The following is a 19,994-nucleotide window of genomic DNA, read 5'->3' as shown; positions in this document are numbered from 1 at the left end:
ATGTCCTCACAGCGCGTTGTCATGGCGGCTGTGTGCGGGACGCCTTCGGGCGAGCCGATTTGTTGTTCTCGGTTGACCAAGCCTGCGCACAGTCCGCCTCCCATCGTTTGGTCACGGTGCTGGCGGTTACTTAACAACAAACCGAGTACATGCCATGCCAACTCTGAACCCGTTTCCAAATCGCTACCGCCCACTCCACACCAACCTCACCGATTCCCCGCCCCTGATCATCGACACAGAAGCCAACCCGCAAGACATCCTCGAAGCCGCCCTGCAGCGCATACGGGCCTCCAGCGGCTTGCTGCAAACCCTGCACTGCCAATGCTTCAAGCACGGCGACCTCGAAGACATCCCGCACATCACCCATGCCCTCTACCTGCTGACCCAGGACGACTGCGACCTGCTCAAGGTTGCCCAGCAACGCATGCTCAACTGGAAAGCCCCAGCCTGACGCCAATCATCAGAGCGAAAAAGTGGAATTATTCTGACTGTTTCAATATAAAACAGCTGGAATAATGGCAGTTACAAGGCACTCCTTAAGGAAATCAACGTCAAGAGAATGGTGCCTTTTTCAATACCCCAATCGCAGCTCACCCTTTCCTTTAAGTGCTATTATTCTGGCAGTTATAGCGCCTTAATGAAGGAATATTGGCACATGGCCAAGAAGACAGCTCCACTCTTGCCCGCCACTTCCAGACTACTTTCCGAGTTCGGCGAGCGGCTGAAACTCGCTCGCCTGCGCCGCAAACTCACCGCCAAACAAGTCGCCGAGAGGGCGGGCATGTCACTGACAACCTTGCGCTCCCTGGAATCAGGTGGCTCAGGGGTGACCATCGGAGCCTACCTGTCTGTCATGCAGGTTCTGGGTCTGGAAAAAGACTTGAATAGGCTCGCGGCAACCGATGAGGTGGGTCGTCAACTGCAGGACGCACGACTGAAACCCAAGGCAACCTCAGTGAAAGACTCGAACCGACGAGTACGCAGAATAAGCGCAGTTAAAAAGACCTCTCCAATACCTGAAAAAGACACTGGCGCAATTGAAAGTGCCACCCGGACAGAGGATCTCTCCGCTGACTTCCCCTTCAACACCCACTCACTTTCCAGTCTGTTGACCAAGAAAAAAACCAAGCCCGCGACAGGTGAAAAATGACGCAGATTGCGGTGTATGCCGATTGGGAATCCTTGAACGGGCCCAGACGCCTCGGTTTCTTGCACGCCCGCAAGACCCGCTCCTCGGATGTCTTCGAATTTGAATACGACGCTGTGGCGCTGGCAGATCCCGAGTTGAACTTCACACCGCTGGACCCTCGAATCGGCCTCTATGAAGGTCGTCAGTTCCCAGGGCAACATCAAAGCCGGTTTGGCGTGTTCGCTGATTCAAGCCCGGATCGGTGGGGTCAATTGTTGATGAAGCGGCGGATGGAGCGAGATGTTCGCGATGGATTGCTTGCAAAAGGTAGCAAGCTTTACGAGTCGGATTTCCTGTTAGGCGTACATGATCTCTATCGGGTCGGCGCGATCCGCTACAAGCTCAATGACGAAGGCAACTTTCTCGATGATCGCAATGGCGTGGCCGCTCCACCGTTCATTGAGCTGCGGGCTTTGGAGCAAGCAAGCCGAGCTCTGGAAAACGACCCGGACAACACCTCACTCGACGGCCGAGAGTGGCTGAGAATGTTGATCGCACCCGGAGGTTCGCTGGGTGGCGCCCGCCCCAAGGCCAGCGTTGCCGACGAGCGCGGTCACTTGTGGATCGCCAAGTTCCCCAGCACACGCGATGACTATGACATTGGCGCTTGGGAGCTCGTGGTAAATGCCCTGGCCAATCATTGTGGCCTGCGAGTCGCGACCGGCATCGCCCGACGCTACACCAGCGATCATCACTGCTTCATGGTCAAGCGCTTCGATCGCACCGAACGGGGCGACCGACTGCACTTTGCCTCGGCCATGACCATGACTGATCGAGTTGACGGTGACGATGCCTCTGTCGGCGCGAGCTACCTTGAATTGGCCGAAGTGCTCATGGAACATGGTTCGCAAACCAACGCAGACCTGCGGGAGTTGTGGTCTCGCATTGTCTTCAACATCCTGGTTTCCAACACTGACGATCACCTGCGCAACCATGGCTTTATCCTTGATCCGGGTCGGGGATGGCGATTGTCTGCCGCCTATGACATGAACCCGGTGGCCCACGCCGACGGCTTGAAGCTCAACATCACCGATACCGATAACGCACTGGATCTGGAACTGGCCCGGGAAGTGGCGGAGTATTTTCGGGTCGGTCGTGCGGATGCAGAAAACATCATCGACAATTTCAAACAAGTCGTCAGCCAATGGCCAACGCTAGCGGGCGCTCTGGGGCTGTCGAAACGTGAGCAGGACAATATGACGCCTGCATTTCGATTGGCGGAACCTACGCAATGAACCTCGCCCCCAACTTCCCCGACGACCACTCAATGCAGCAACTCATGCAACTGCTGCACGAAGAAATCGGCCTGCCCGAGCGCAAAACAATCAGCCTTGCCACCTCGATCAATTTCGACCTCGGTTGCAATGGCGTCGATGCCCGGCACTTGATCGAATGCCTGGAAGATCTATTCGCCATCGATTTCGTGGATTTCGACAGCTATCGCTACTTCCAGCCCGATGGCTTTGACGTGAATCTAAAGCGAAAAGCCAAGGGTCGCGGCGAGAAGTTGCCCTTGACCATCGACATGCTCTACCAGGCCATCAAGGTCCAACGTTGGGACACGCAGGTGTTGGAAGGCCAGTAACGACGGACACAAAAAAGCCGCCCCAAGGGGCGGCTTTTTCTTTAGCTCAATCCAGCATTACAACTTTGGACCGGCAGCCTTGATCGCGTCGCTCACTTCGAACTTCTTGAAGTTCTCGATGAACAGGCCGGCCAGTGCTTTGGCGGCTTCGTCGTAGGCGGCCTTGTCGGCCCAGGTGTTGCGTGGGTTCAGCAGGCCAGTCTCAACGCCCGGTACGGCCAGTGGCACGTCGAGGTTGATGGTGTCCAGGTGCTCGGTCTCGGTACCGATCAGCGCGCCGCTCTGGATCGCTGCGATCACTGCGCGGGTGGTCGGGATGTTGAAGCGTTTGCCGACGCCGTAGCCACCGCCGGTCCAGCCGGTGTTGACCAGGTAGACCTTGGAGCCGAAGCCGCGGATGCGCTTGATCAGCAGTTCAGCGTATTCACCGGCCGGACGCGGGAAGAACGGTGCGCCGAAGCAGGTGGAGAAGGTCGACTTGATGCCGCTGCCCGAACCCATTTCGGTCGAACCGACCAGCGCGGTGTAACCGGACAGGAAGTGGTAGGCCGCTTGCTCTTCGTTGAGGATCGACACTGGCGGCAGAACGCCGGTCAGGTCGCAGGTCAGGAAGATCACAGCGTTAGGCTCGCCACCGAGGTTCTTCTCGGAACGCTTGGCAACGTGCTCCAGCGGGTACGCGGCGCGGCTGTTCTGGGTCAGGCTGACATCGGCGTAGTCGGCGTGCTTGGCGTCGTCGATAACGACGTTTTCCAGGACCGCGCCGTGCTTGATGGCTTTCCAGATAACCGGCTCGTTCTTCTCGGACAGGTCGATGCACTTGGCATAGCAACCGCCTTCGATGTTGAACACCACGCCCTCGCCCCAGCCGTGCTCGTCGTCACCGATCAGGTAACGGCTTTCGTCGGCGGACAGGGTGGTCTTGCCAGTGCCGGACAGACCGAAGAACAGGGTCACGTCGCCTTCTTCGCCGATGTTGGCGGCGCAGTGCATTGGCAGCACGTCAGCGGCCGGCAGCAGGAAGTTCTGCACCGAGAACATGGCTTTCTTCATTTCACCGGCGTAACGCATACCGGCGATCAGCACTTTCTTCTGGGCGAAGTTGATGATCACGCAACCGTCGGAGTTGGTGCCGTCACGCTCTGGTACGCACTCGAAGTTGGCAACGTTCAGCACCTGCCACTCTTCACGACCGGCCGGGTTGTACTGGGCCGGGTTGATGAACAGGCAACGGCCGAACAGGTTCTGCCAGGCGGTCTGGGTGGTCATCTTCACGGCCAGGTAGTGGTCGGAAGCCGCACCTACATGCACGTGGGAAACGAAATGCTCTTGCGCGTTGTTGAATGCCTCAACGCGAGCCCACAGGGCGTCGAACTTGTCGGCCGGGAACTTGCGGTTGATCGGGCCCCAGGCGATAGCGGCCTGGGTGCTTGGCTCTTCAACGATGAAACGGTCGACTGGCGAACGGCCGGTACGGTGACCGGTACGAACAACCAGTGCGCCGGTATCGGCAAGCTCGCCTTCACCGCGGTTGAGGGCTTCTTTAACCAGATCATCAACACTCAGATCGGTGTACACGGCGTTATTGGCTTGCGTCATGAGGTTCCCCGTCGGCCAGTGGCCGAGTGCTCCAAACGTTTTTGTAGTAGAAAGTCGTGCACTACTACCGCGAAAAAAGTGGGCCGGATTATGCCAGAAAAGCCCAAAAAGAGTAGGCCCCTCCTGTCGTAACGGCGTTAATCCGGCGGCAGCCAGTGAATTTACCTGCGCTGAACCGTTTTAGTGACGGGTATCTGACGGCGTCTCGACACCCGCACCGATAAACAATTGGGTGACATCGGCAGTATCGAACAGGTAGCGCTGGTTACAGAACTGGCAATCGATCTCGATGTTGCCACCGTGCTCCACGACCAGTTGCTGCGCGTCTTCCTTACCCAGACTGACCAGTGCATTGGCCGAACGTTCGCGCGAGCAGCTGCAGCGAAAGCGCAGTTTTTGCACGTCGAACAAGCGCACCTGCTCTTCATGATAGAGACGATGGAGCACGGTTTCGTTGTCCAGGCCCAGCAGTTCATCAGCGGTCAAGGTAGTGGCCAGGGCGGTGAGGTGCTGCCAGCTGGCGGCGCGTTCTTCTTCGTCTTTCAGGCGGTCGGCGGGCAGTTGCTGCAGCAACAGGCCACGGGCGCGACGGCCATCGGCGCAGAGCTTGATGCGCGTACCGATCTGCTGCGACATGACGAAATAGTTGGTGAAGCAGTCGGACAAGGTTTCACCGTCAAGATCGACCACGCCCTGGTAACGCTGGCCCTGTCTCGGGTCGATGGTCAGCGTCAACGAGCCATCCGGCATCAAATCGGCCAGGGTTGCGTCGGGAGCGATACGGTCCGCGTCGTAACGGGCCAGGCCACGGATGTCGCGCTCGCTGGAGCACTCGATCATCAGCAGCGGGATCGGGCCTTCGGAACGGGCTTGCAGAATCAGCAGGCCATCGAACTTCAACGTGCCGACCAGCAACGATGCGGCCGCCATCAGTTCGCCGAGCAGTTGCGCGACCGGCTCCGGATAGGCGTGCTTGGCCAGGACTTCAGCGTAGCTGAGCTCCAGCGAAACCAGCTCGCCACGGGTGTCGCTGTCATCGAAGATGAAGCGTTGGGTGAAGTCGTTATCCGGTAAGTCGGTCATAAGTCTGGTATCTGAAGTGGTGACAATAGTGGTTACAGAATTCGACGCTAGGCCTTGGCTATAGCGCATTGCTGCCTGGTTATGGCTTACAGGTCGGTGGCTGTGCGCGCTTTTCGACGAATGGCACATGCACGACAGGCCAATTACCTCATATGGCTACGCGCGGGTGCAATTACAAGTCTTGTGCTGATCGATGTGATCAGCGGCCCCGGCCAATCATTCGTTGCTGCCACCGCGAAACTTGAACAGATCCCGTCGCTGTTTCTTGCTTGGTTTACCGTCGGTGCTCACGCCCAGGGCTCCTGCCTTTCTTTGTGCCGCGGCCTCTTCGCGCTTGGCAATGCTGGCCTGCGTTTCGGCATACAAGGTCTGCGCCTCCGGAGCGCCACGGCGAACGATCGACAATACCTGGACCACCACCGTGCGCTCATCGAAACCGGTGCGAATCACAAATTCATCTCCGACCCGTGGCTCTTTACCCGGTTTGCAGCGTTCGCCCCGGCAATGCACCTTGCCGCTTTCAATCGCCGCCTTGGCCAAGGCGCGGGTTTTGTAAAAGCGTGCAGCCCACAACCATTTATCGAGGCGGACTTTATCGTCCTCTTCGTTTTTTTGTGCCATGGGATTTCCTCATTCTGAAATATTGGTGAACTGTACTACCGTTTCTGTCGTACCAAGAATTTCACCGTCCCGGATTACAATGCTGACATTCCATAACCTCCCGGGGTGCTGGAAATCCGGGCCGTAGATATCTGTCGCCTTTTAACCATTATTCTGCGTGAATACCGCGAATCTGGCCGCCTGCGGCCACCGCGGTTTCTACCGGTTGAGCAATTTTGAAGACATTTGACCATTTGACCGTTGTCGGTCTGCGCGAGTGGGTGGCGCTCCCGGATTTGGGAGTCGCGGGCCTGCGGGCAAAAATCGACACCGGAGCCAGCACCTCCAGCCTGCACGCCACCGACATCGAGACGTTCGACCGCGAAGGCGAGCCGTGGGTGCGCTTCACGGCGCACCTGGGCACCGTGGTGCAGTTGCGTCATCGCCGCTGCGAGGCACCGCTGGTGACGAGAAAAACCATTAAAAGCTCTAATGGTCAGGCGCAGGTGCGATATGTGATCAGCACCACCCTGGCCCTCGGTGATCGGGTCTGGCGGGTCGAGTTCACCCTGGCCTGCCGCAAGTCCATGCGTTATCGCCTGCTGCTCGGCTCCAAAGCCCTGATCGATGGCCAGTTGGTGGTCAATCCGGGCATTAAATATGTACAAGACAAGCCGGTGTTCCCGGTATCTACCTTCTCCACAGGTGTTGCATGAAGATCGCTGTGCTGTCGCGGAACCCGCGTCTGTATTCCACCCGCCGCCTGGTTGAAGCCGGTACTGAACGCGGCCATGAAATGGTGGTGGTCGATACCCTGCGTGCCTACATGAACATCGCGAGCCACAAGCCGCAGATCCACTACCGCGGCAAACCGCTGGAGGGTTTCGATGCGGTGATTCCACGGATCGGTGCATCCGTGACCTTTTATGGCTGCGCAGTGCTGCGCCAGTTCGAGATGATGGGAGTATTTCCGCTCAACGAATCGGTGGCCATTGCCCGTTCACGGGACAAGCTGCGTTCGCTGCAATTGCTGTCCCGTCGCGGGATCGGTTTGCCGGTGACCGGATTTGCCCACTCCCCCGATGACATTCCCGACCTGATCGAAATGGTCAACGGCGCGCCGTTGGTAATCAAGGTGCTGGAAGGCACCCAAGGCATCGGCGTGGTGCTGTGCGAAACCGCCACGGCCGCAGAATCGGTGATCGAGGCGTTCATGGGCCTCAAGCAGAACATCATGGTTCAGGAGTACATCAAGGAAGCCGGCGGTGCGGACATTCGCTGCTTCGTCGTCGGTGACAAGGTGATTGCAGCGATGAAGCGCCAGGCCAAGCCCGGCGAGTTTCGCTCCAACCTGCATCGCGGTGGCAGCGCGAGCCTGATCAAGATCACACCCGAAGAGCGCATGACAGCACTGCGTGCAGCAAAGGTCATGGGGTTGGCGGTGGCCGGGGTGGATATCCTGCGTTCCAATCACGGGCCGCTGGTGATGGAAGTGAATTCCTCGCCCGGCCTTGAAGGGATTGAGACCACCACCGGGAAGAATGTCGCGGGGATCATCATTGAACATCTGGAGAAGAATGGTGGGCCGAACATGACCCGGACCAAAGGGAAGGGTTAACCTTCGGGCCCTGTGGCGGCAGTGAGGCCGCCTTTGCGGGCAAACCCGCTCCCACAGGGTTCTTCAGTGGACATAAAATTTGTGTTCAACACGATCATTGTGGGAGCGGGCTTGCTCCGGGCGGCGATCCGACGAAGAGGCCATTAGCCTCACCGAAGAAATACGGCCTTAAACGGCATCCCGCGGCAGCATCAACCCCAACGGCAACCGCACTCGCGCTTCCAGGCCACCACCCGAGCGGTTACGCAGTTCAACGTTACCGCCATGCATCGAAGCAATCCGCTTCACGATTGCCAATCCCAACCCGGTGCCTTTGCCACCCCGGGCACGATCACCCCGGGTGAACGGGTTGAAGATCGCTTCCAGTTCCGACGGATCAATACCGGCACCACGGTCCATGACACTCAGCACCACATACGGCGCGCTGGTATCCCCGGATACATACGCCGCCACCTCCACACCACTGCCGGCATGATGCAACGCATTGCCGATCAGGTTGTTCAGCAGTCGTTTCATCGACACCCGACGCAACGGAAACGGCTGAATCGGCTCCAGGCGCAGCCGCACTTTCTCTTCATTCTGGTTGTAGGGCGCAGCGACTTCGCGGACCAGGTCGCTCAAGTCAACTTCTTCCACCGACTCGTCGCGCCCGTCGCGAATGAACGCCAGGAACTGATCGAGAATCGCATCCATGTCTTCGATGTCGCGCACCATGTCGTCGGTCAGATCGGTGCGATCACCCATCAACTCCAGGGACAGGCGCAAGCGGGTCAAGGGCGTTCGCAAATCATGGGAAACACCGGCCAGCATCAGCTCACGCTCGCGACCGGCCTGTTCGACGTCTTCGGCCATCTGGTTGAAGGCACGGTAAACCTCGGTCATCTCGCTCGGCGTATCACTGATCGGCAGGCGCACGCTGCGCCCCTGGCCGAGTTGCCTTGCGGCATACACCAGACGCTTCAACGGTTGATTGAGCTGGCTGACGAAGATCCAGGCCGAAGCGGTGGAAAGCAGACCAATAGCGAGGAACCAGCCCAGCACGTTCCAGATTTTCTGGCCGCGCAACGGATGGGGGTAAAGCGGTACTTTCAGCCAGCCATCACCCAGGCTTGGCGCCCGAACCCACAGCGCCGGTGGCGAATGCATGCGCAGCCGGACTTCAGTGTCGGCCCCCAGCTCCGCCTGCATCTGCCGCTGGTAGATCTCGCTGTAAGGCCAGTGTTGTTCGCCTTCCGGCACACCGGCACCCACCACCCGGATCAGGGTCGCGGCCTCGGCGATCTTGCCGCGGCTTTCTTCATCGGCAGCCCAATAGGCGCGCAGCGTCAGGGCGACGCCATGGCTGTACTGACGGTCCACCAGCACATCTTCGTTCATCAGCAGATAAACCAGGGTCAGCGCCTTGGAGAAGAGTACGACGATCAGCACCAGCCAAAGGGTGCGGGAGAAGAAGCTCTGGGGGAACCAAACGGGGGTTTTCATGGATAACCGTTAAACACTTGCAGGAGCGAGCGATGCTCGCATATTGCGGATCGCGAGTCTGCGGGCGTGATCAATTGATCCCTTGCCCGCTGGACCCGCTCCTACAAATCGCCAATCACTTGGTGGCGGTTCCATCCGGAACAAACACGTAACCCACACCCCAGACAGTCTGGATGTAACGCGGTTTGGAAGGATCGGGTTCGATCATCCGGCGCAGACGGGAAATCTGCACATCGATGGAACGCTCCAGGGCATCCCACTCGCGGCCACGGGCCAGGTTCATCAACTTGTCGCGGGTCAACGGTTGACGCGCGTTCATCACCAGGGCCTTGAGCACGGCGAACTCACCGGTGGTGAGCATGTGCACTTCTTCGCCGCGCTTGAGCTCGCGGGTGGCCAGGGACAACTCGTAGTCACCAAAGGTCACGCTTTCGTCTTCGCTGCCCGGGGCGCCCGGCACCGGCGCCGACTGGCGACGCAATACCGCTTTGACGCGAGCCATCAGCTCATCCGGGTTGAACGGCTTGGCCAGGTAATCGTCGGCGCCCAGTTCCAGGCCCTTGATGCGGCTCAGCTCGTCGCCCTTGGCGGTGAGCATGATGATCGGAATCTGGTTGTTCGCGTTGCGCAGGCGGCGGCAGGCGGTCAGACCGTCTTCACCGGGCAACATCAGGTCGAGGACGACCAGGTTGAACACTTCGCGCGCCAGCAGGCGATCCATTTGCTCAGTGTTCGGTACGGCGCGGGCGCGATAGCCCTTGCTGACGAAAAAACGTTCCAGCAGGCTGCTCAGCCCAGGATCGTCGTCAACGATAAGAATTTTTTCGCCTTCAGCAGTTTGTGCAGTGCTGCTCATTGGATGCTCCTTTGATCTCGGCACGCATTATGGCGTAGCTGCCGTTATACGCACCGTGTGCATTGTTAGCAGATTTTTCCTTCAACGCCAGAAAACCGGCCATTGCACCGGCAACCCGCGATGCCCCCGAATGCCATAACGCTGGTTATAATGCGCGGCCTTTTGTGTCAGGCAACGTCAGACAGGTACTACAGACGGACGCTATTTTTTTTCATGGCGTCGGCAGTAATTGTTCGATTTCACGGGTCAACGGGATACCTTTTGATCCAGGTAGCGGCGCAGGCCAGGCCGCTCAACCAGACTCGCCAAGGCCCTATCTCTGCGCCTGCGAGCCTGCTTTCACAATTTGTCAGGTGGTTTTATGGACAGCATCAACAGCCGCATCGCCGAGGAACTCGGTGTACGCCCACAACAGGTCGAAGCGGCCGTCGCGCTACTCGATGAAGGCTCTACCGTTCCCTTCATCGCCCGTTACCGGAAAGAAGTGACCGGCAGCCTCGACGATACGCAATTGCGTCATCTGGAAGAGCGCCTGCGCTACCTGCGAGAACTCGACGAACGGCGTATCAGCATCCTTGCCAGCATCCAGGAACAGGGCAAGCTGACGCCGCAACTGGAACGCGACATCAAGCTCGCCGACACCAAGACCCGTCTCGAAGACTTGTACCTGCCGTACAAGCAGAAACGCCGCACCAAGGGTCAGATCGCCCTGGAAGCCGGCCTCGGCGAACTGGCCGACGGCCTGTTCAACGACCCGTCCCTGAGCCCGGAAAGCGAAGCGGCACGCTTCATCGACGCGGAAAAAGGCGTGGCCGATGTGAAGGCTGCCCTCGAAGGCGCCAAGTACATCCTCATGGAGCGCTTCGCCGAAGACGCAGGCCTCCTGGACAAGCTGCGCAACTACCTCAAGCAGGAAGCCACCCTCAGTGCCCGTGTGATTGCCGGCAAGGAAGAGGAAGGTGCGAAGTTCCGCGACTACTTCGAACACGACGAACCGCTCAAGAGCATGCCATCGCACCGTGCGCTGGCGATTTTCCGTGGCCGCAACGAAGGCATTCTCAGCTCCTCGCTGAAAGTCGGCGACGAATTGCCGGGCACCATGCACCCGTGCGAGGGCATGATCGGCCAGCAATTCGGCATCCAGAACCAGAACCGCGCCGCCGACAAATGGCTGGGCGAGGTGGTGCGCTGGACCTGGAAGGTCAAGCTCTACACCCATCTGGAAACCGACCTGCTGGGCGAGTTGCGCGATGGCGCGGAAACCGAAGCGATCAACGTCTTCGCCCACAACCTGCACGACCTGCTGCTGTCGGCCCCGGCCGGCCCGCGCGCCACCCTGGGCCTCGACCCGGGCCTGCGCACCGGTTGCAAAGTGGCCGTGGTCGACTCCACCGGCAAGTTGCTGGATCACGCCACGGTTTACCCGCACGTACCGCACAACAAGTGGGACCAGACCCTCGCCGTGCTCGCTGCGCTGTGCGCCAAGCACTCGGTGGACCTGATCGCCATCGGCAACGGCACCGCCAGCCGTGAAACCGACAAACTGGCCGCCGAACTGATCAAAAAATACCCGGCCATGAAAATGACCAAGGTCATGGTCTCCGAGGCCGGCGCATCGGTTTACTCGGCGTCGGAACTGGCTTCCAAGGAATTCCCGGACCTCGACGTGTCGATCCGTGGCGCGGTCTCCATCGCTCGTCGCCTGCAGGATCCACTGGCGGAACTGGTGAAGATCGACCCGAAATCCATCGGCGTCGGCCAGTACCAGCACGACGTGTCGCAGCTGAAGCTGGCCCGCGGTCTGGATGCGGTGGTCGAGGACTGCGTGAACGCCGTTGGCGTGGACGTGAACACCGCTTCCGTGGCGCTGCTGGCACGGATCTCCGGCCTCAACGCGACACTGGCGCAGAACATCGTCAGCCACCGCGACGAGCACGGCGCGTTCAAAACCCGTGCAGCGCTGAAGAAAGTCGCACGCCTGGGTGAGAAAACCTTCGAACAGGCCGCCGGATTCCTGCGCGTCATGAACGGCGAAAACCCGCTGGACTCGTCAGCCGTTCACCCGGAAGCCTATCCACTGGTTCAGCGCATTGCCGCTGAAACCGACCGTGATATCCGCTCGCTGATCGGTGACGCCGCGTTCCTCAAGCGTCTCGACCCGAAGAAGTACACCGATGAAACCTTCGGCCTGCCGACTGTCACCGACATTCTGCAAGAGCTGGAAAAACCCGGTCGCGACCCGCGTCCAGAGTTCAAGACCGCCGAGTTCCAGGAAGGCGTGGAAGATCTCAAGGACCTCGAACTGGGCATGATCCTCGAAGGCGTGGTAACCAACGTGACCAACTTCGGCGCCTTCGTCGACATCGGCGTGCATCAGGACGGTTTGGTACATATCTCCGCACTTTCGGAGAAGTTCATCAAGGATCCTCGCGAAGCGGTGAAGGCCGGCGACGTGGTGAAAGTGAAGGTCATGGAAGTCGACATCCCGCGCAAACGCGTAGGCCTGTCGATGCGCATGAGCGACACCCCGGGCGAGAAGATCGACGGCGCTCGCGGCGCACGTCCGGGGTCGGCGCCACGCCAGTCCCAGAACACTGCCCCGCGCAAGGAAACCACGGCAGCACCGGGCAACAATGCCATGGCTTCACTGTTCGCCAACGCCAAGCAGTTGAAGAAACGCTGATGGACATTCCCGCCGGACTGACCGAAAGCGCGTTTTTCAAGCTGTTGGGCTGTCGCCTGCACAGCCTGGAAACCGGGGTGGCGCAAGTCGCCCTGGCGCTGGAACCGGAGCTGCGCAATCGCGGCGGCAAGCTGCACGGCGGGGCCTTGTTCAGTCTGGTGGACATTGCCATGGGGCTGGCCTGCTCCAGCACACACGGTTTTGATCAGCAGAGCGCGACCATCGAGTGCAAGATCAACTACATCCGCGCCGTCTCCGACGGCGAGGTGATGTGCACGGCGCGGGTGATCCACCCGGGTCGCCGCACGCTGGTAGTCGAAGCCGATGTGATGCAGGGCGACAAACTGGTCGCAAAAGCACAAGGCACGTTCGCTGTCCTGTAGCTAGTCGTCATCGATTTGAGTTAATTTCAGCGTAATGACCTGTAGGAGCGAGCTTGCTCGCGATGAACGTCAGGGCGCCGTTTGCACTCAGGCACCCCTCGTTATCGTTAACCTCCATCGCGAGCAAGCTCGCTCCTACAGGGTATGGGCCTGCGCGGTCCGAAAACCAGGCGAAAACGCCAGTTTCAACTTCACCCTTGTAGACCGTCTTGCCCACCCCCATATTGGGGCGACTGACGCGTGAAGGAATCCAACTTGAGCGAACTTCTCAACCGCCGCCTGGCCCTGCTCGGCGAGCGCGCTAACCTCTCTCTGCTCGAACAGTGCCTTCACGGCATCGAACGTGAATGCCTGCGCGTGACCGGCGAAGGTCGCCTGGCGCAAACGCCGCACCCGGAAGCATTGGGTTCCGCGCTGACCAACGAACAGATCACCACCGACTATTCCGAGTCGCTGCTGGAGTTCATCACTCCGGCCCTGCCCGACCCGGCGGACACGCTGGCGAGCCTGGACAGCATTCACCGTTTTGCCTACAGCAAGCTCGGCAACGAGTATCTGTGGAGCCCATCGATGCCGTGCCCGTTGCCGGCCGAGGAAGACATCCCGATCGCCTATTACGGCACGTCCAATATCGGGCAGCTCAAGTACGTGTACCGCAAGGGTCTGGCCCTGCGTTACGGCAAGACCATGCAATGCATTGCCGGCATCCACTACAACTTTTCCCTGCCGGAAAAACTCTGGCCGCTGCTCAGGCAGGCCGAAGGCTTTGTCGGCACCGACCGCGACTTTCAGTCGTCGTCCTACATCGCACTGATCCGCAACTTCCGCCGCTACAGCTGGCTGCTGATGTACCTGTTCGGCGCCTCGCCGGCACTGGACGCCGGCTTCCTGCGCGGTCGCTCGCATCAGCTGGAGCAACTGGACCCGAGCACCCTGTACTTGCCGTACGCCACAAGCTTGCGCATGAGCGACCTGGGTTACCAGAGCAACGCCCAGGCCGGCCTGACGCCGTGCTACAACGATCTGGCCAGCTACACCGACAGCCTGCGCAAAGCGGTGGCCACGCCGTATGCGCCGTACGTCGAAGTCGGCACCCACCAGGATGGCGAGTGGGTACAGCTCAACACCAACATCCTGCAGATCGAAAACGAGTACTACTCCAACATCCGCCCGAAACGCGTGACCTACACCGGCGAGCGTCCTATCCAGGCGCTGATGGCCCGGGGCATCCAGTACGTTGAAGTGCGCTGCCTGGACATCAACCCGTTCCTGCCGATGGGCATCGACCTTACCGAGTCACGCTTTCTCGATGCGTTCCTGCTGTACTGCGCGCTCAATGACAGCCCGCTGCTGACCAACACCAGTTGCGGCAACGCGACTTCGAACTTCCTCAGCGTGGTCAAGGAAGGCCGTCGTCCAGGCCTGCAACTGCAACGGGATGGCCATCCGGTTGACCTGAAGGAATGGGCCGGCGAGTTGCTGGAGAAAATTGCGCCATTGGCCGCGATACTCGACCAGAGCCATGGCGGCGATGCCCACAGCAAGGCGCTGGACGCCCAGATGGCCAAGGTCCAGGACTCGTCCCTGACGCCGTCGGCACAGGTGTTGGCGGCCATGGCCGAGCACAATGAGAGCTTTGCCCAGTTCTCCCTGCGCCAGAGCCAGGCCCATGCCGAGTTCTTCCGCAGCGAGCCGTTGGCGCCTGAGGAGCAAGCCCGCTTCGAAGAACTGGCGCGTTCATCGCTGGCTCAACAGGCTGAGCTGGAGCAGAACGAAGTCGGTGATTTCGATGTGTTTGTCGGGGCCTACCAGGCGAGCATTCTGGCGATCAGTAATTAACCTCTGAAGGTCCTTCGGACCTTATCGTCGGAACGCCGCCCGGAGCAGGCTCGCTCCCACAGTGGATCTTCACCATAGAACCCTGTAGGAGCAAGCCTGCTCGCGATTGACCGCAAAGCGGTCACTCTTACAGTCTCCCGTTACTAAGCTAATTCGAAAAAGTTATTTATTTTAGATTTCTTAGATCATTTAGTCTCTTTCTCACGCCGACACTCGGTCGCATGATAAGGAGCTTTCTGATGAAACTGACTTTCCCTCTACGCTTGCTGGCGGCCGCTTCCCTGGCGACAGCGAGTTTCCTGGCCCAAGCGGCCGACATCACCGTCGCCTACCAGACCACCGTCGACCCGGCGAAAGTCGCCCAGGCCGATGGCGCCTACGAAATAGCCACCAAGGCCGATATCAGCTGGCGTAAATTCGACAACGGTGCCGACATCATCGCCGCCATCGCCTCCGGTGACGTGCAGATCGGCTACCTCGGCTCCAGCCCCCTGACCGCCGCCATCACTCGCAAAGTCCCGGTGGAAACCTTCCTCATCGCCACCCAGATCGGCGCCGCCGAAGCCCTGGTCGCCCGCGACGGTTCCGGGATCAAGACCCCGCAAGACCTGATCGGCAAGAAGATCGCCGTGCCGTTCGTGTCCACCGGCCACTACAGCCTGCTCGCCGCGCTGAAGCACTGGAACATCGACCCCTCGAAAGTCACCGTACTCAACCTGGCTCCGCCCGCGATCATTGCCGCCTGGAAACGCGGTGACATCGACGCCACCTACGTCTGGGACCCGGCCCTTGGCGTGGCCAAGGAAAACGGCAAGGTACTGATCACCTCTGGCGAGCTGGCCAAGTTCGGCGCACCGACCTTCGATGCCTGGATCGTGCGCAAGGACTTCGCCGAGAAGCACCCGGAAATCGTCACCGCGTTCGCCAAAGTGACCCTGGACGCCTACGCCGATTACCGCAAGGACCCGCAAGCCTGGCTCGCCAACCAAGGCAACGTCGACAAGCTGGTGAAACTTTCCGGAGCCAAGGCCGGCGACATTCCTTTGCTGCTGCAAGGCAACGTCTACCCGCTGGCGGCTGACCAGGTGATCACCCTCGGCACGCCGACCACCAAAGCCATCACTGACACCGCCGCGTTCCTCAAGGAACAAGGCAAGGTCGAGGCGGTACTGCCGGACTACGCGCCATACGTCAGCGCCAAGTTCATCACCAACTGATCGGGAGTCAATGCGATGGCCTTGCTACAGCTGGAGCGCATCAGCGCACAGTACCCCGGCAGCCCTACACCTGTGCTGGCGGATATCTCCCTGAGCCTTGGGCCCCGGCAACTGCTGGTCGCCCTTGGCCCGTCCGGCAGTGGCAAGACTTCGCTGTTGAACCTGATTGCCGGTTTCGTCGAGCCCAGCGCCGGGCGCATCACCCTCGACGGCGTGCCCGTCAAAGGCCCGAGTGCCGAGCGCGGCGTGGTGTTCCAGGACGACGCGCTGCTGCCGTGGCAAGACGTCCTGGCCAACATAGGCTTCGGCCTTGAGCTGGCCGGCATCGCCCGGGACAAGCGCGAGGCCCGCGCCCGGGAAATGCTCGCCCTGGTCGATCTTTCCGGGTTTGAACAACGCCGCATCTGGCAGCTTTCCGGCGGCCAGAAGCAGCGCGTCGGCCTGGCCCGCGCCCTCGCCGCCGACCCGCGTGTGTTGCTCATGGACGAACCTTTCGGCGCCCTCGACGCGTTCACCCGTGAACAGATGCAGGAGCTTTTGCTGCAAGTCTGGCAACGCACCGCCAAACCGGTATTCCTGATTACCCACGACATCGAAGAAGCCGTGTTCCTCGCCACCGACCTGATTCTGTTGGCGCCTAGCCCGGGGCAAATCGTCGAGCGCCTGAGGCTCGACTTCGGTCAGCGTTATGCCGCCGGTGAGTCGGCACGGGCGATCAAGTCCGACCCGCGTTTTATCGAAACCCGCGAACACGTACTCGCCAAAGTGTTCTCCCAACGCAGCGCCGCCACGCGGCAGGAGCGCGCATGAGCAGTTACGAAATTCCCGTCGCAGCGATAGAGCCAGGCACTCCCGTGACTGCGGCACGACGCAGCTTGAGCACGCGCTGGATCAGTGTGCTGACACTGGTCGCCCTGGTTGTTTTCTGGTGGGCCGTAACGGCAACCGGCTTGATCGAGCCGTTGTTCTTGCCACCGCCTTCCGCTGTCTTGCAAAAAGGCTGGCTGCTGGCGACCTCGGGTTACATGGACTCAACCCTGTGGCAACACCTCGGCGCAAGCCTGGGCCGTATCGGTCTTGGCCTTGGTTTTGCGATTCTCACCGCCGTGCCGGTGGGAATCGCCATCGGCGCCAACCGTATCGCCCGTGGCGTGCTCGATCCGCTGATCGAGTTCTACCGGCCGATTCCACCACTGGCCTACCTGCCACTGATCGTGATCTGGTGCGGCATTGGTGAGTTGTCGAAAGTGCTGCTGATCTACCTGGCCATTTTCGCCCCGATCGCCATCGCCACCGCGACCGGCGTGCGGACTGTCGACCCGGCGAAATTGCGCGCTGCACAGTCCTTGGGCGCGACACGGGCGCAGTTGATTCGCCACGTCATCCTGCCGAGTGCCTTGCCGGACATCCTGACCGGTGTGCGCATCGGCCTCGGCGTAGGCTGGTCGACGCTGGTCGCCGCCGAACTGATCGCCGCCACCAGTGGCTTGGGCTTCATGGTGCAGTCGGCCGCACAGTTCCTGGTCACCGATGTGGTGGTACTGGGGATTCTGGTGATCGCACTGATCGCCTTCGCCATGGAGATGGGCCTGCGCGCCCTGCAACGCAAACTGGTGCCGTGGCATGGCCAGGCGCACTGATAACTGAACAAGCCCCTGTAGGAGCGAGCTTGCTCGCGATAGCGGTACATCAGTCAAAGCCATATTGCCTGACACACTGCAATCGCGAGCAGGCTCGCTCCTACAGTTGGCACCTCCAGATTTAAGAGAATCACCATGAGCCAACTGACCATCGTCCCCCTAAGCTCTGCCCTCGGCGCGCAAATCAGCGGCATCGACATCAGCCAGCCGCTGAACGTTGAACAGCGCGATACCATCGAGCAGGCACTGCTCAAGCATCAGGTGCTGTTCTTCCGCGACCAGCCGATCACGCCCCAGCAACAGGCACGCTTCGCCGCGAACTTCGGCGACCTGCACATTCACCCGATCTACCCCAATGTGCCGGAACAACCGCAAGTGCTGATCCTCGACACCGCCGTCACCGACGTGCGCGACAACGCGATTTGGCACACCGACGTGACCTTCCTGCCGACCCCGGCCCTGGGTGCGGTGCTCAGCGCCAAGCTGCTGCCGGAGTTTGGCGGCGACACGTTGTGGGCCAGCGGGATTGCGGCGTATGAAGCCCTGTCCGCACCGATAAAAGCCTTGCTGGAAGGGTTGACCGCCACCCACGACTTCACCCGCTCATTCCCGCTGGAGCGCTATGGCAACACGCCCGAAGCCCTGGCCCAATGGGAAGAAGCACGGCGCAAGAATCCGCCGCTGTCACACCCGGTGATCCGCACGCACCCGGTCAGCGGGCGCCGCTCGTTGTTCGTCAATGAAGGCTTCACCTCGAAGATCAACGAACTGTCGGAAACCGAAAGCGAGGCGATTCTGAAGTTTCTGTTTGCCCACGCCACGCGACCTGAATTCACCATTCGCTGGCGCTGGCAACAGGACGACATCGCGTTCTGGGATAACCGCGTGACCCAGCATTACGCGGTGGATGATTACCGGCCAGCGCGGCGGGTGATGCAGCGGGCGACGGTGTTGGGGGATGTGCCTTTCTTTCGCTGAAATCTTTGCTGTCAGGACTGGCCTCATCGCGGGCAAGCCCGCTCCCACAGTGCCCGTGTCGTACACAAAGTCTGTGAACACAGCTGAACCTGTGGGAGCGGGCTTGCCCGCGAAGGGGCCGGAACAGACGCTGAAAAATTATTCGGCTGTAGAAGGCTTCTCCCAAAGATTGATCCCGCCCTCTTGGGCAAACCGGTCAATCTCCGCCAGTTCCTGCGCACTGAAGCTCAGGTTCTTCAACGCCCCGACGTTCTCGATGATCTGCTCCGGCCGGCTCGCGCCGATCAATGCCGAAGTCACCCGCGGATCGCGCAGGGTCCAGGCCAGCGCCAGTTGCGCCAGGCTCTGGCCACGCCGCTGGGCGATTTCATTGAGTGCCCGCACCTGGGCGATGTTGTCCTCGGACAAGTGCGACGCCTGCAACGAACCACCACCCGGGCGATTGACCCGCGCATCCGTCGGCACGCCGTTGAGGTATTTATCGGTCAGCAATCCCTGCGCCAGCGGCGTGAAGGCAATCACGCCCGTGCCGAGTTCGTCAGTGGTGTCCAGCAAGTCTTTTTCAACCCAGCGATTGAGCAGGTTGTAGGCCGGCTGGTGGATCAGCAACGGGACTTTCCATTCCTTGAGCAACGCGGCCATTTCCCGGGTTTTCACCCCGGAATAGGACGAGATGCCGATGTACAGCGCCTTGCCCTGTTGTACCGCTGTCGCCAGTGCGCTGGCGGTTTCTTCCAGCGGCGTGTCCGGGTCGAAACGGTGGGAGTAAAAGATGTCGACGTAGTCCACGCCCAGGCGTTGCAGGCTCTGATCGAGGCTGGCCAGCACGTACTTGCGCGAGCCGCCACCTTGACCGTAAGGCCCCGGCCACATGTCCCAACCGGCCTTGCTGGAGATGATCAGTTCGTCACGGTACTGCTTGAAGTCTTCGCGCAGTAGACGGCCGAAGTTGATCTCGGCACTGCCATACGGCGGGCCGTAGTTGTTGGCCAGGTCGAAATGGTTGATGCCCAGGTCGAACGCCGTGCGCAGTAACGCGCGCTGGGTATCGATCGGCGTGCTGTCGCCGAAGTTGTGCCACAGGCCCAGGGACAGCGCCGGCAGCACCAGCCCACTGCGGCCCACGCGGCGATAAGGGATGGAGTCGTAGCGGTTTTCGGCAGCGGTGTAAGTCATCGAATCCTCTCTTGTCTGTCTTGAATCTGGTATCGACTGCTTCACGAGTCGCCCAGCATACGCCCG

19 protein-coding genes are annotated in these 19,994 nt (G+C 60.2%); 13 read left to right on the top strand and 6 right to left on the bottom strand.

The genetic code is table 11. The features are described from left to right. The first annotated feature begins 154 nt into the window (after nt 1-154). From ACEN8E_RS00640 to ACEN8E_RS00625, 4 genes are all read left to right on the top strand, one after another. Nucleotides 155-451: a hypothetical protein gene (locus tag ACEN8E_RS00640; RefSeq protein ID WP_495591025.1), complete on the top strand. Its 297-nt coding sequence runs from the start codon at nt 155-157 to the stop codon at nt 449-451. 204 nt (nt 452-655) lie between these two features. After that, nucleotides 656-1,150: a helix-turn-helix domain-containing protein gene (locus ACEN8E_RS00635; protein ID WP_495591024.1), complete on the top strand. Its 495-nt coding sequence runs from the start codon at nt 656-658 to the stop codon at nt 1,148-1,150. After that, nucleotides 1,147-2,424: a type II toxin-antitoxin system HipA family toxin gene (locus ACEN8E_RS00630; protein ID WP_495591023.1), complete on the top strand. Its 1,278-nt coding sequence runs from the start codon at nt 1,147-1,149 to the stop codon at nt 2,422-2,424. The genes ACEN8E_RS00635 and ACEN8E_RS00630 overlap by 4 nt, the downstream gene beginning before the upstream one ends. Next, on the top strand, nt 2,421-2,774 hold the full coding sequence (locus ACEN8E_RS00625) for a DUF1493 family protein (protein ID WP_495591022.1): 354 nt from the start codon (nt 2,421-2,423) through the stop codon (nt 2,772-2,774). Before ACEN8E_RS00630 ends, ACEN8E_RS00625 begins: the two co-directional genes overlap by 4 nt. A 57-nt stretch (nt 2,775-2,831) precedes the next feature. Here the strand turns inward: ACEN8E_RS00625 and ACEN8E_RS00620 are convergent, their stop codons facing one another. From ACEN8E_RS00620 to ACEN8E_RS00610, 3 genes are all read right to left on the bottom strand, one after another. Further along, nucleotides 2,832-4,373, bottom strand: a complete 1,542-nt coding sequence (locus ACEN8E_RS00620; protein WP_495591021.1) for a phosphoenolpyruvate carboxykinase — start codon at nt 4,371-4,373, stop codon at nt 2,832-2,834. Between the two features lie 180 nt (nt 4,374-4,553). Next, nucleotides 4,554-5,456, bottom strand: coding sequence for an Hsp33 family molecular chaperone HslO (hslO, locus tag ACEN8E_RS00615; protein WP_495591020.1), 903 nt, complete (start codon nt 5,454-5,456; stop codon nt 4,554-4,556). A gap of 216 nt (nt 5,457-5,672) precedes the next feature. Beyond that, the gene (locus ACEN8E_RS00610) at nt 5,673-6,077 is read right to left on the bottom strand and encodes an RNA-binding S4 domain-containing protein (protein WP_495591019.1); all 405 of its coding nucleotides are present in this window, start codon (nt 6,075-6,077) and stop codon (nt 5,673-5,675) included. 215 nt (nt 6,078-6,292) lie between these two features. Here ACEN8E_RS00610 and rimB point away from each other — a divergent pair, with 215 nt between their 5' ends. Together rimB and rimK are read left to right on the top strand one after the other, a co-directional pair. Next, a complete protein-coding gene (gene rimB, locus ACEN8E_RS00605; RefSeq protein ID WP_495591018.1) occupies nt 6,293-6,772 on the top strand; it encodes a retropepsin-like aspartic endopeptidase RimB in 480 nt (159 codons plus the stop codon). Next, nucleotides 6,769-7,674, top strand: a complete 906-nt coding sequence (rimK, locus tag ACEN8E_RS00600; protein ID WP_007972871.1) for a 30S ribosomal protein S6--L-glutamate ligase — start codon at nt 6,769-6,771, stop codon at nt 7,672-7,674. Before rimB ends, rimK begins: the two co-directional genes overlap by 4 nt. A gap of 168 nt (nt 7,675-7,842) precedes the next feature. Here rimK and ACEN8E_RS00595 read toward each other — a convergent pair whose 3' ends face one another. Further along, on the bottom strand, nt 7,843-9,156 hold the full coding sequence (locus ACEN8E_RS00595; RefSeq protein ID WP_008003227.1) for an ATP-binding protein: 1,314 nt from the start codon (nt 9,154-9,156) through the stop codon (nt 7,843-7,845). A 115-nt stretch (nt 9,157-9,271) separates the two neighbouring features. Continuing rightward, a complete protein-coding gene (ompR, locus tag ACEN8E_RS00590; protein ID WP_007972873.1) occupies nt 9,272-10,012 on the bottom strand; it encodes an osmolarity response regulator transcription factor OmpR in 741 nt (246 codons plus the stop codon). Between the two features lie 361 nt (nt 10,013-10,373). Between ompR and ACEN8E_RS00585 the strand changes: the two genes are divergently transcribed. The 7 genes from ACEN8E_RS00585 (at nt 10,374) to tauD (ending at nt 18,752) form a co-directional block, all read left to right on the top strand. Continuing rightward, nucleotides 10,374-12,695, top strand: a complete 2,322-nt coding sequence (locus ACEN8E_RS00585) for a Tex family protein (protein ID WP_495591017.1) — start codon at nt 10,374-10,376, stop codon at nt 12,693-12,695. Then, the gene (locus ACEN8E_RS00580) at nt 12,695-13,078 is read left to right on the top strand and encodes a PaaI family thioesterase (protein WP_007972875.1); all 384 of its coding nucleotides are present in this window, start codon (nt 12,695-12,697) and stop codon (nt 13,076-13,078) included. Before ACEN8E_RS00585 ends, ACEN8E_RS00580 begins: the two co-directional genes overlap by 1 nt. 255 nt (nt 13,079-13,333) lie before the next feature. After that, a complete protein-coding gene (gshA, locus tag ACEN8E_RS00575) occupies nt 13,334-14,917 on the top strand; it encodes a glutamate--cysteine ligase (RefSeq protein ID WP_495591016.1) in 1,584 nt (527 codons plus the stop codon). A gap of 239 nt (nt 14,918-15,156) precedes the next feature. Further along, nucleotides 15,157-16,134, top strand: coding sequence for a taurine ABC transporter substrate-binding protein (gene tauA / locus ACEN8E_RS00570; protein ID WP_495591015.1), 978 nt, complete (start codon nt 15,157-15,159; stop codon nt 16,132-16,134). A 15-nt stretch (nt 16,135-16,149) separates the two neighbouring features. Continuing rightward, a complete protein-coding gene (gene tauB / locus ACEN8E_RS00565) occupies nt 16,150-16,944 on the top strand; it encodes a taurine ABC transporter ATP-binding subunit (protein ID WP_495591014.1) in 795 nt (264 codons plus the stop codon). Then, nucleotides 16,941-17,774, top strand: coding sequence for a taurine ABC transporter permease TauC (gene tauC, locus ACEN8E_RS00560; protein ID WP_495591013.1), 834 nt, complete (start codon nt 16,941-16,943; stop codon nt 17,772-17,774). Before tauB ends, tauC begins: the two co-directional genes overlap by 4 nt. 135 nt (nt 17,775-17,909) lie before the next feature. After that, a complete protein-coding gene (gene tauD, locus ACEN8E_RS00555) occupies nt 17,910-18,752 on the top strand; it encodes a taurine dioxygenase (RefSeq protein ID WP_495591012.1) in 843 nt (280 codons plus the stop codon). 138 nt (nt 18,753-18,890) lie between these two features. Here tauD and mgrA read toward each other — a convergent pair whose 3' ends face one another. Then, complete coding sequence (mgrA, locus tag ACEN8E_RS00550) at nt 18,891-19,928, bottom strand: L-glyceraldehyde 3-phosphate reductase (protein ID WP_495591011.1); 1,038 nt, start codon at nt 19,926-19,928, stop codon at nt 18,891-18,893. Between the last annotated feature and the right edge of the window lie 66 nt (nt 19,929-19,994).

It is taken from the genome of Pseudomonas sp. Pseusp9 (genome assembly GCF_059491265.1).
This window is presented reverse-complemented; position numbering and strand designations above follow the sequence as displayed.

Bases quoted from the DNA above. Each gene is read 5' to 3' on its own strand.
- ACEN8E_RS00640 (WP_495591025.1), top strand. From the start codon at position 155: ATGCCAACTCTGAACCCGTTTCCAAATCGCTACCGCCCACTCCACACC.
- ACEN8E_RS00635 (WP_495591024.1), top strand. From the start codon at position 656: ATGGCCAAGAAGACAGCTCCACTCTTGCCCGCCACTTCCAGACTACTT.
- ACEN8E_RS00630 (WP_495591023.1), top strand. From the start codon at position 1,147: ATGACGCAGATTGCGGTGTATGCCGATTGGGAATCCTTGAACGGGCCC.
- ACEN8E_RS00625 (WP_495591022.1), top strand. From the start codon at position 2,421: ATGAACCTCGCCCCCAACTTCCCCGACGACCACTCAATGCAGCAACTC.
- ACEN8E_RS00620 (WP_495591021.1), bottom strand. From the start codon at position 4,373: ATGACGCAAGCCAATAACGCCGTGTACACCGATCTGAGTGTTGATGAT.
- hslO (WP_495591020.1), bottom strand. From the start codon at position 5,456: ATGACCGACTTACCGGATAACGACTTCACCCAACGCTTCATCTTCGAT.
- ACEN8E_RS00610 (WP_495591019.1), bottom strand. From the start codon at position 6,077: ATGGCACAAAAAAACGAAGAGGACGATAAAGTCCGCCTCGATAAATGG.
- rimK (WP_007972871.1), top strand. From the start codon at position 6,769: ATGAAGATCGCTGTGCTGTCGCGGAACCCGCGTCTGTATTCCACCCGC.
- ACEN8E_RS00595 (WP_008003227.1), bottom strand. From the start codon at position 9,156: ATGAAAACCCCCGTTTGGTTCCCCCAGAGCTTCTTCTCCCGCACCCTT.
- ompR (WP_007972873.1), bottom strand. From the start codon at position 10,012: ATGAGCAGCACTGCACAAACTGCTGAAGGCGAAAAAATTCTTATCGTT.
- ACEN8E_RS00585 (WP_495591017.1), top strand. From the start codon at position 10,374: ATGGACAGCATCAACAGCCGCATCGCCGAGGAACTCGGTGTACGCCCA.
- ACEN8E_RS00580 (WP_007972875.1), top strand. From the start codon at position 12,695: ATGGACATTCCCGCCGGACTGACCGAAAGCGCGTTTTTCAAGCTGTTG.
- tauA (WP_495591015.1), top strand. From the start codon at position 15,157: ATGAAACTGACTTTCCCTCTACGCTTGCTGGCGGCCGCTTCCCTGGCG.
- tauB (WP_495591014.1), top strand. From the start codon at position 16,150: ATGGCCTTGCTACAGCTGGAGCGCATCAGCGCACAGTACCCCGGCAGC.
- tauC (WP_495591013.1), top strand. From the start codon at position 16,941: ATGAGCAGTTACGAAATTCCCGTCGCAGCGATAGAGCCAGGCACTCCC.
- tauD (WP_495591012.1), top strand. From the start codon at position 17,910: ATGAGCCAACTGACCATCGTCCCCCTAAGCTCTGCCCTCGGCGCGCAA.
- mgrA (WP_495591011.1), bottom strand. From the start codon at position 19,928: ATGACTTACACCGCTGCCGAAAACCGCTACGACTCCATCCCTTATCGC.